Source organism: Pseudomonas lactucae, from assembly GCF_016937615.1.
Classification (GTDB): Bacteria; Pseudomonadota; Gammaproteobacteria; order Pseudomonadales; family Pseudomonadaceae; genus Aquipseudomonas; species Aquipseudomonas lactucae.
The window spans coordinates 35,740-45,859 of the sequence record NZ_JAFHKI010000129.1 but is presented as its reverse complement, the minus strand read 5'-3'; the positions used below and the strand labels follow the sequence as shown (position 1 = coordinate 45,859).

Genomic DNA, 10,120 nt, shown 5'->3' with positions numbered 1-10,120 from the left:
CGACTTGCTCCCGATGAGGCCCGGACAAGCACTGCAAGACCATCAGCCCGCCCCCGGCACATTCGGCCAAAGATCCGCCACCAGGAACAAACGCTCCGCTTCCTCCCAATCCTCACCGTTCTGGACCATGCGCACCAACAATTGCGCCGGTGCCATCGGATCAAGATCAGTCAGCCAACGCTGCATCTGTGCTTCGCTCCACACCTCTGCGGACGGGTAATGCGCCGGCGCCAGCCAGGCATGCCGGGGCAACGGTTGCCACCGGCCTGGCGCGCTGGCGCTGACAAACTGCTGCCAGTCGCGCTGATGCAACCAGCGCCCACGCAAATGCTGCGGATGGGCACCGCGAGGGGGAATGGCCAGCCCAGGCCACGGGTACAGCAAATACCCGCCCAGCCACAAATGCGCATCCAAGTGTTGGATATCCAGCGCCGCCAGCACCTCGCGGCTTTCCGCGCGCGTCGAAATCGGCAGTTGGTGCTGTGCCAGGTGCGCCAGCTTGCGGTCGAGCCGGTCATGGCAGCCCGGGCCCAGCCACTGCGCCGTGTCTTCGCCGTCACCGGCCTGTGGGCCGAGATAGAGTTTGATCGCCAGCTCCAGGTGGTGCACGCCATCGCGGTCGCGCAGCAGCATGTCCAGCTCGCCCAGGGTATGCCCGGCGCGGCGGATCGGCAGGTTGGCGGCCAGCAGTTCCACGCCCGGCGCATGCTGCACGGCGAACTGCCACAGGCGTTCGTAATACAGGCCCAGGCGCCGCGTGCGCGACAGGCTCAGCCAGTGCTGCAAGGCGCTGCTGTCCTGGTCCAGTTGTCGCAGCCAGTGTTCGAGCCGGTCGGGGGCTTGCACCCAGTCGCTGCCGGCCAGTGGGTGGCGTTGCGGCCAGGGCGCCTGGGCAAGCATCGGCGGGGCGAGTATCACCCACGCCAGGTCGCGCACCTCGGGGTGGCGCAGTTGGCGGGGCAGGGTGTGCAAGTCGGGGAATACAGTCATGGTCCGAGCATAGCCTTTTAAGCCGGGAGCGGATGCCTGAAAAAACCCTGAGAACCATTGTCATCAAGGCTTCACGGCGACAAAGGATTTTGCCTCACGCGGCCTTTCGCCCATAATCGTTTCTTTTTTGCCACACCCCACGCCCCGCAGGAGCCCCATGGAGCAATTTCGCAATATCGGCATCATCGGTCGCCTGGGCAGTACCCAGGTGTTGGACACCGTCCGCCGGCTGAAAAAATTCCTGCTGGAACGCCACCTGCATGTGATCCTCGAAGACACCATCGCCGAGATTCTCCCCGGTCACGGCCTGCAAACCTCATCGCGCAAGATGCTCGGCGAAGTGTGCGACATGGTCATTGTGGTTGGCGGTGACGGCAGCCTGCTCGGCGCGGCCCGGGCGTTGGCGCGGCATAACGTGCCGGTACTGGGGATCAACCGGGGCAGCCTGGGGTTTCTGACCGATATCCGCCCCGATGAGCTGGAGGTGGAAGTGGCCAAGGTGCTCGACGGCCACTACCTGGTGGAAAACCGCTTCCTGCTGCAAGCCGAAGTGCGACGCCACGGTGAAGCCATCGGCCAGGGCGATGCGCTCAATGACGTGGTGCTGCACCCGGGTAAATCCACACGCATGATCGAGTTCGAGCTGTACATCGACGGCCAGTTCGTGTGCAGCCAGAAGGCCGACGGCCTGATCGTCGCCACGCCGACCGGGTCGACGGCCTACGCGCTGTCGGCCGGTGGCCCGATCATGCACCCCAAGCTCGATGCCATTGTGATCGTGCCGATGTACCCCCATATGTTGTCCAGCCGGCCGATTGTGGTCGATGGCAACAGTGAGCTGAAAATCGTGGTGTCCAAAGACATGCAGATCTACCCACAAGTCTCCTGCGACGGGCAGAACCATTTCACCTGCGCACCCGGTGACACCATCACCGTGAGCAAAAAGGCGCAGAAGTTGCGGCTGATCCACCCGCTGGATCACAACTACTACGAAGTGTGCCGCACCAAGCTGGGCTGGGGCAGCCGCTTGGGGGGTGGAGGCGACTGATGCTCGATCCCGCGCGTAGCTACGACCTGATTGGTGACGTGCACGGATGCGCCCATACCCTTGAGCACCTGCTCGACCAGATGGGTTACCACAAGCGTGGCGGCACCTGGCGCCATCCGTCGCGCATGGCGGTGTTCCTTGGCGATATCATCGACCGCGGCCCGCGCATCCGCGAGGCGCTGCATATCGTCCACGACATGGCCGAGGCCGGCCAGGCGCTGTGCATCATGGGCAACCACGAGTTCAACGCCCTGGGCTGGGTCACGCCGGCACCGCCAGGCAGTGGCCGCCAGTTCGTGCGCGAGCACACGCCGCGCCATGAACGCTTGATCCACGAAACCCTGACCCAGTTCGAGCAGCACCCGGGCGATTGGCACGACTTCCTCACGTGGTTCTACGACATGCCGCTGTTTGTCGACGCCGGGCGGTTCCGTGTGGTGCATGCCTGCTGGGATGAAGGCTTTATCCAGCCGCTGCGCGCCACGTTCCCGGACGGTTGTATCGACCAGCACTTCCTGCAGGCCGCCGCCGTACCGGGCAGCTTTGCCTGCAACGCGTTCGACCGCCTGCTGCGCGGCACCGACATGCGCCTGCCGGATGGCCTGACGCTCACCGGTGGCGATGGCCTGACGCGTTCGTTCTTTCGCACCAAGTTCTGGGAAGACGACCCGAAAACCTATGGCGACATCGTGTTCCAGCCGGACGCTTTGCCGGAGCCGGTGGCCCGTACGCCACTGTCGTCGACGCAAAAAAATTCCCTGCTGCGCTACGGCGTCGACGAGCCCCTGTTGTTCGTCGGCCACTACTGGCGCAGCGGCACCCCCGCGCCGATCCGCCCGAACCTGGCCTGCCTGGATTACAGCGCGGTGCTGTACGGCAAGCTGGTGGCGTATCGGTTGGATCAGGAAACCCGACTGGATCCGCGCAAATTCGTATGGGTCGACGTTGAGCGGCCCGAGGTGATTGCATGAGTACCGTGGCCGTATTGCGCTTGCCACTGAGCGTCGACTTGGGTGGTTTCGTCAAATTGCTGCAACGCATGCAAGTGCCCCACCACGTCAGTGAGGAAGCGGGGGAGCAGGTGTTGTGGGTGCCGGAGGCGATCAGCGATGACGTGCGCGTGCTGTACCAGCGCTTTCCCGCCGGCGACCCCGACCGCCAACTGGATATTCCCGAGCAGGCGCCGCTCGCTCGCCCAGGCTTTTTAGCGCAGCTGCGCCAGAGTCCGGTGACCGCCCTGGTGCTGCTGGCGAGCCTGATCGTCGGTGCGCTGACCCTGCTCGGCGAAAACCTGCAAGCCATGAGCTGGCTGACCTTCCTGCCGTTCCGGGTGATGGGCGAATACATCCAGTTCACGCCATTTGCCGAAACGTTGGCGTCAGGGCAGTGGTGGCGGTTGTTCACGCCGATGCTGATCCACTTCGGCATCCTGCACCTGGCCATGAACGGCATGTGGTACTGGGAATTGGGCCGACGTATCGAAAGCCGCCAAGGCAGTATCAACCTGCTGGGCCTGACGCTGCTGTTCAGCCTGGTCTCCAATTACGCGCAATACGCCTATGGTGGTCCTGGCCTGTTCGGCGGCTTGTCCGGCGTGTTGTATGGCCTGCTCGGGCATTGCTGGATCTATCAATTGCTTTCGCCCAACCCGGCCTATCGCCTGCCCCGTGGGGTGCTGGTGATGATGCTGGTGTGGTTGGTGCTGTGCCTGTCGGGGCTGGTCTCGATGATCGGTTTCGGCCAAATCGCCAACGCGGCCCATGTGGGCGGCCTGGCTATCGGTTGCCTCACCGGTTTGCTGGGCGGGCTGTACAGCCGCCGCAAATCCTCTATTGGATAAGGAAGAGCCTTATGTCCTCTTTTGCTGAAATGATCGAAAACATCACCCCGGACATCTATGAGAGCCTCAAGCTCGCCGTGGAAATCGGCAAGTGGTCCGATGGCCGCAAGCTCACCGCCGAACAGCGTGAACTGTCGCTGCAGGCGATGATCGCCTGGGAGATCCAGAACCTGCCGGAAGACCAGCGCACTGGCTACATGGGCCCGCAGGAATGCCAGTCGAAGTCGACCACCGTGCCGAACATCCTGTTCAAGTCGGATGCGATCCATTGATTGAAATCGGTCGCGGTGCAGTCAGCAAAATGTCGGCGCAACTCGGTGAGCCGACCGTTCAATACGCGTTTCGTCTGGGCGATAGCGAGGTGCCGGTCAATCCGTTGATCGGTACCCATGTGCGCCTGGAGTACCTCGGTGCCATCCATTGCAGCCATTGCGGCCGCAAGACCAAGACCAGCTTCAGCCAGGGTTATTGCTACCCCTGCATGACCAAACTGGCTCAGTGCGACCTGTGCATCATGAGCCCCGAGCGTTGCCATTACGACGCCGGCACCTGCCGTGATCCAGGCTGGGGCGAACAGTTCTGCATGACCGACCACGTGGTCTACCTGGCCAATTCGTCGGGGATCAAGGTCGGTATCACCCGCGCCACCCAGTTGCCGACGCGCTGGCTGGACCAGGGCGCGAGCCAGGCATTGCCGATCATGCGTGTCGCCACGCGCCAGCAGTCCGGGTTCGTCGAAGACCTGTTCCGCAGCCAGGTGGCCGACAAGACCAACTGGCGCGCGCTGCTCAAGGGCGATGCGCAATCGGTGGACCTCAAGCAGGTGCGCGATGAGCTGTTCGCAGCCTGCGCCGACGGGCTGTTGAGCTTGCAGGAACGCTTTGGCCTGCAGGCCATCCAACCGGTAACCGACATCGAGCCGATTGAGATTCGCTACCCGGTGGAGCAGTATCCGACCAAGATCGTCAGCTTCAACCTGGACAAGAACCCGATTGCCGAAGGCACGCTGCTGGGGATCAAGGGCCAATACCTGATCTTCGACACCGGCGTTATCAATATTCGCAAATACACGGCCTACCAGCTCGCCGTGCATCAGTAGAAGGATTGCAAGCATGCGCACCGAACAACCGAAGATGATTTACCTGAAGGACTATCAGGCACCGGACTACCTGATCGACGAGACGCACCTGACCTTCGAGTTGTTCGAGGACCACAGCCTGGTCCACGCGCAGCTGGTGATGCGCCGTAACCCCGAGCGTGGCGCCGGTTTGCCGCCACTGGTGCTCGATGGCCAGCAACTGGAACTGTTGAGCGTCAACCTGGCCGATCAGGAATTGACCGACGCTGACTATCAGTTGACCGACAGCCACCTGACCGTGCACCCAAAAAGCGCCACGTTTACCCTCGACACCACGGTCAAGATCCACCCGGAAAGCAACACCGCGCTGGAAGGCCTGTACAAGTCCGGCAGTATGTTCTGCACCCAGTGCGAGGCCGAGGGCTTTCGCAAGATCACCTATTACCTCGACCGCCCGGACGTCATGAGCACCTTCACCACCACGGTGATCGCCGAGCAGCACCGCTACCCGGTGCTGCTGTCCAACGGTAACCCGATCGCCAGCGGCCCCGGCGAAGACGGCCGCCACTGGGCGACCTGGGAAGACCCGTTCAAGAAGCCGGCCTACCTGTTTGCGTTGGTAGCCGGTGATCTGTGGTGCGTCGAAGACAGTTTCACCACCATGACCCAGCGTGAAGTGGCGCTGCGCATCTACGTCGAGCCGGAAAACATCGACAAGTGCCAGCACGCCATGACCAGCCTGAAGAAGTCCATGCGCTGGGACGAAGAAACCTATGGCCGCGAGTACGACCTGGACATCTTCATGATCGTCGCGGTCAACGACTTCAACATGGGCGCGATGGAGAACAAGGGCCTCAATATCTTCAACTCCAGCGCCGTGCTGGCCCGCGCTGAAACCGCCACCGACGCCGCACACCAGCGCGTCGAGGCGATTGTGGCCCACGAATACTTCCACAACTGGTCGGGCAACCGCGTGACTTGCCGCGACTGGTTCCAACTGTCGCTCAAGGAAGGCTTCACCGTGTTCCGTGATTCGGGCTTCTCGGCCGACATGAACTCGGCCACGGTCAAGCGTATCCAGGACGTGGCGTACCTGCGTACCCACCAGTTCGCCGAAGACGCCGGCCCCATGGCCCATGCCGTGCGCCCGGACAGCTTTATCGAAATCTCCAACTTCTACACCCTGACCGTGTACGAAAAGGGCTCGGAAGTGGTCGGCATGATTCACACCTTGCTCGGCGCCGAAGGCTTCCGTAAAGGCAGCGACCTGTATTTCGAACGCCATGACGGCCAAGCCGTGACCTGCGACGATTTCATCAAGGCCATGGAAGACGCCAATGGGGCTGACCTCAGCCAGTTCAAGCGCTGGTACAGCCAGGCTGGCACCCCACGCTTGGCGGTGAGCGAGTCCTACGACGGCGCCGCCAAAACCTACAGCCTGACCTTCCGCCAGAGCTGCCCCGAAACCCCGGACAAGGTCGAAAAACTGCCGTTCGTGATTCCGGTCGAACTGGGCCTGCTGGATGGCAAGGGCGCGGGCATTGCGCTGCGCCTGGCCGGTGAGGCAGCGGCGGGCGCTACCTCGCGGGTGATTTCGGTGACCGAGGCCGAACAGACCTTCACCTTTGTCGATATCGCTGAACAGCCGCTGCCTTCGCTGCTGCGCGGCTTCTCGGCGCCGGTGAAACTGAGCTTCCCCTACAGCCGCGATCAGCTGATGTTCCTGATGCAGCACGACAGTGATGGCTTCAACCGTTGGGATGCCGGCCAGCAACTGTCGGTGCAGGTGTTGCAGGAACTCATTGGCCAGCATCAGGCGGGTCAACCGCTGAAGCTGGACCAGCGCCTGGTCGAGGCGCTGCGCACGGTGTTGAGCGACGAAAGCCTGGATCAGGCCATGGTCGCCGAAATGCTCTCGCTGCCGGGTGAAGCCTACCTGACGGAAATCAGCGACGTGGCGGACGTTGACGCCATCCACGCCGCTCGTGAGTTTGCCCGCAAGCAGCTGGCCGACCAGCTGTTCGAAGGCCTGTGGCTGCGTTATCAGGCCAATCGCGAGCTGTCCAGGCAGACGCCGTATGTCGCCGCGGCGGAGCATTTTGCCCGGCGTGCGTTGCAGAACATCGCGCTGTCGTACCTGATGCTCAGCGGCAAGCCAGAAGTGTTGGCGGCGACGCTGGAGCAGTTCGACACCAGCGACAACATGACCGAACGCCTGACCGCGCTGGCCGTGCTGGTGAACTCGCCATTCGAAGCGGAAAAGGCCAAGGCCTTGGCGGTGTTTGCCGAGAACTTCAAGGACAACCCGCTGGTCATGGACCAATGGTTCAGCGTGCAGGCCGCCAGCACCTTGCCGGGCGGCTTGGCGCGGGTGCAAGCGCTGATGGAGCACCCGGCGTTCAACCTCAAGAACCCGAACAAGGTGCGTGCCCTGATCGGCGCGTTTGCCGGGCAGAACCTGATCAACTTCCATGCGGCCGACGGCTCGGGCTATCGCTTCCTGGCCGACCTGGTGATCCAGCTCAATGGCTTCAACCCGCAGATCGCGTCACGCCAATTGGCGCCGCTGACGCGCTGGCGTAAATACGACAGTGCACGGCAGGCGCTGATGAAGGCTGAGCTGGAGCGCATCCTGGCCTCCGGTGGGCTGTCGAGCGATGTGTTCGAGGTGGTCAGCAAGAGCCTGGCGTAAGCATGGGTAAATGCACTTGAACCTGTGGCGAGGGAGCAAGCTCCCTCACCACGGATTCAAGCCTGCGTTCGGCCGGCGTGTTTGATGGGGCGCCTGAGATCAAGATCAAAAGCCAGAGCAGCAGCGCAAGAGCTTGGGATAACCGAAAGGCCCACCTTGCTACTGACATTTCCTGACAGGGTCCTTTGCTAAACTGCGGCACTTTTCGTTTTTCGGCGGGATCAACGTGTCGCGTACTACTCGTCTACTGACCTTGTTGCAGGCCCTGCGGGGTAAAAAACGGCCTGTCACGGCTGCCGTGCTGGCGGCGCAGTTGGAGGTGTCCGAGCGTACGCTGTACCGGGACATTGCCGAGTTGACCGCCCTGGGGGCGCCGATTTTCGGGGAGGCCGGGGTAGGGTACGTATTACGCAATGGCCTGTTTTTGCCACCCTTGATGCTCAACGCCGAGGAAACCGAGGCCGTTGTGCTGGGCTTGCGGTATGTGGATCAGCGTGGGGACGAGGTGCTCAGTCGCGCCGCGGCCAATGCGTTGGCCAAGATTGCCGATGTTCTTGACCCTGCCGCCCAGGAGGCCTTGCGCAACCCGACGTTACTGCCCGGCCCGCCAGGTTTCGGCTATCCGGAAAACCGCGTGCCGCTCAATGTGTTTCGCGAGGCTATTCGCAATCAGGCCAAGCTGCATATCGATTACGCGGATGCCAGCCAGGTCCAGAGCCAGCGCCTGATCTGGCCGTTGGCCCTGGGCTTTCTGAATGAAGTGCGGGTGATCGTGGCGTGGTGTGAGCTACGCGGCGCCTATCGCACCTTTCGCACCGACCGCGTAGCCAGCGCGCAAGCCAAGGGCGAGCGGTATCCGGGGCGACGCAGCGACTGGCTGCGGGCCTGGCGCAAGCTGATGGAACGCAACGAATCCACGCCGTTCACTCCTGACAAAAACTGACACACCCTTGGCTTAGCATGGCGCCATAAATCACCAACAAGGAGTTGTGCCATGTCCCTTCCCGAATTGGCCCCGGCCATCGCGGCCTATCTTGCAGCGACCAATACCCGCGACACCTCGGCCGTCGCGCAGTGTTTTGCCGATGATGCCAATGTGTTTGATGAAGGCGAGCATCAGGTCGGCACGGCCGCCATCGCGCGCTGGATGGAAGACACCGCGCGGCGCTACCAGCCGCGGGTTGAGATACTCAACGTGCAGCATCGTACCGGCAAGGTGTTGGTCAGCAACGTGGTCTCCGGCAATTTCCCCGGCAGCCCGCTGGAGCTGCGCTACACGTTCCGCCTCAACGAGCAGGGCAAGATTTCACGGCTGGATATCTCGCTGTAGGTCATAATCGCGGGCATGACTTTCGACTCGCCCCTCGCTGCCTATCAACACGCTATCGCCCAACAGGGTTTCGTCGCCGACGATGCCCAGCGCCAGGCGGTGGATGCCCTGCAAGCCTGTCATCAGGCCCTGCATCAAGGGCATGCGCCGCTCACCGGGGTTTACCTGTGGGGCCCGGTGGGCCGTGGCAAAACCTGGTTGATGGACCAGTTCCACCAAAGCCTGCGGGTGCCTGCGCGGCGCCAGCATTTTCATCACTTCATGGGCTGGGTGCATCAGCGCTCATTCCAATTGACCGGCACCCCCGACCCTTTGCAGGCTCTGGCACGGGAACTGAGCCAGCAAGTGCGAGTGCTGTGTTTCGACGAATTGTTCGTCAATGACATCGGCGATGCGATCATTCTCGGCCGCCTGTTCCAGGTGATGTTCGAAGAAGGCGTGGTAATGGTCTGCACCTCCAACCAGCCGCCGGACCAGTTGTATGCCGAGGGTTTCAACCGTGAGCGATTTTTGCCTGGTATCGCAGCCATCAAGCAGCATATGCAGGTGGTGGCGGTGGACGGTGGCGAGGACCATCGCTTGCACCCAGGCGTTGGCCTGCAGCGCTATTGGGTGAACCAGCCCGACGCGCTGGCCAGGGTCTTCGCACAACTGGCTGAAGGGCAGGGTGTAAACAGCGGGCTGATCGAGGTTGGTCATCGTCGCATCAACGCCGTGCAGTCCAGCGACAGCGTGCTCTGGTGTCGTTACGCCGACCTGTGCGAGCAACCCTTGGCGGCGATGGATTTCATGCTGCTGTGTGATCGCTTCAAGGCGATTGTGCTGGGTGAAGTGCCCAACTTGAGCGCGCAACAGCGTCCCGGTCGGATTGCCCGTGGCACTGAAGATGCGGTGCAGCGGGTGGTGGCCGGTGATCGTGAACTGCCGCAGTTGTCGGTGCACGACGACAGTGTGCGTCGGTTCATCGCCTTGGTGGACGAGTGCTATGACCGCAAGGTGCCCTTGTTCATCGAGGCGCAGGTGGCGTTGGAAAGCCTTTATACCGAGGGCTACCTGGCGTTTCCCTTCCGCCGCACCCTCAGCCGCCTGCAGGAAATGCAATTGCAGCGTTTCGGTTGATTGCTGTACGAAAAACGCCCCGA

10 protein-coding genes are annotated in these 10,120 nt (G+C 62.3%); 9 read left to right on the top strand and 1 reads right to left on the bottom strand.

What is annotated here, in order from left to right; genetic code table 11:
- Window positions 1-42: 42 nt before the first annotated feature.
- Window positions 43-990, bottom strand: a complete 948-nt coding sequence (locus JWR98_RS22105; RefSeq protein WP_078732945.1) for a DUF1853 family protein — start codon at window positions 988-990, stop codon at window positions 43-45.
- A 157-nt stretch (window positions 991-1,147) separates the two neighbouring features.
- Between JWR98_RS22105 and JWR98_RS22100 the strand changes: the two genes are divergently transcribed.
- From JWR98_RS22100 to zapE, 9 genes are all read left to right on the top strand, one after another.
- On the top strand, window positions 1,148-2,038 hold the full coding sequence (locus tag JWR98_RS22100) for an NAD(+) kinase (protein WP_003217892.1): 891 nt from the start codon (window positions 1,148-1,150) through the stop codon (window positions 2,036-2,038).
- Window positions 2,035-3,009 (top strand): metallophosphoesterase, encoded by a 975-nt coding sequence (locus tag JWR98_RS22095; RefSeq protein ID WP_425273209.1) that lies wholly within the window; start codon window positions 2,035-2,037, stop codon window positions 3,007-3,009. Before JWR98_RS22100 ends, JWR98_RS22095 begins: the two co-directional genes overlap by 4 nt.
- Window positions 3,006-3,878 carry a rhomboid family intramembrane serine protease gene (locus JWR98_RS22090; RefSeq protein WP_078732947.1) on the top strand — a complete coding sequence of 291 codons (873 nt, stop codon included), beginning with the start codon at window positions 3,006-3,008 and terminating at the stop codon, window positions 3,876-3,878. Before JWR98_RS22095 ends, JWR98_RS22090 begins: the two co-directional genes overlap by 4 nt.
- Before the next feature lie 11 nt (window positions 3,879-3,889).
- A complete protein-coding gene (locus JWR98_RS22085) occupies window positions 3,890-4,150 on the top strand; it encodes a YeaC family protein (RefSeq protein ID WP_078824408.1) in 261 nt (86 codons plus the stop codon).
- The gene (locus JWR98_RS22080) at window positions 4,147-4,977 is read left to right on the top strand and encodes a DUF2797 domain-containing protein (RefSeq protein ID WP_205491191.1); all 831 of its coding nucleotides are present in this window, start codon (window positions 4,147-4,149) and stop codon (window positions 4,975-4,977) included. The genes JWR98_RS22085 and JWR98_RS22080 overlap by 4 nt, the downstream gene beginning before the upstream one ends.
- A 13-nt stretch (window positions 4,978-4,990) precedes the next feature.
- A complete protein-coding gene (pepN, locus tag JWR98_RS22075) occupies window positions 4,991-7,648 on the top strand; it encodes an aminopeptidase N (RefSeq protein ID WP_078732950.1) in 2,658 nt (885 codons plus the stop codon).
- Window positions 7,649-7,874: 226 nt separating this feature from the next.
- The gene (locus JWR98_RS22070; RefSeq protein ID WP_078732951.1) at window positions 7,875-8,591 is read left to right on the top strand and encodes a helix-turn-helix transcriptional regulator; all 717 of its coding nucleotides are present in this window, start codon (window positions 7,875-7,877) and stop codon (window positions 8,589-8,591) included.
- Window positions 8,592-8,642: 51 nt separating this feature from the next.
- On the top strand, window positions 8,643-8,978 hold the full coding sequence (locus tag JWR98_RS22065; RefSeq protein WP_078732952.1) for a nuclear transport factor 2 family protein: 336 nt from the start codon (window positions 8,643-8,645) through the stop codon (window positions 8,976-8,978).
- Between the two features lie 15 nt (window positions 8,979-8,993).
- Complete coding sequence (gene zapE, locus JWR98_RS22060; RefSeq protein WP_078732953.1) at window positions 8,994-10,097, top strand: cell division protein ZapE; 1,104 nt, start codon at window positions 8,994-8,996, stop codon at window positions 10,095-10,097.
- The last annotated feature ends 23 nt before the right edge of the window (window positions 10,098-10,120 follow it).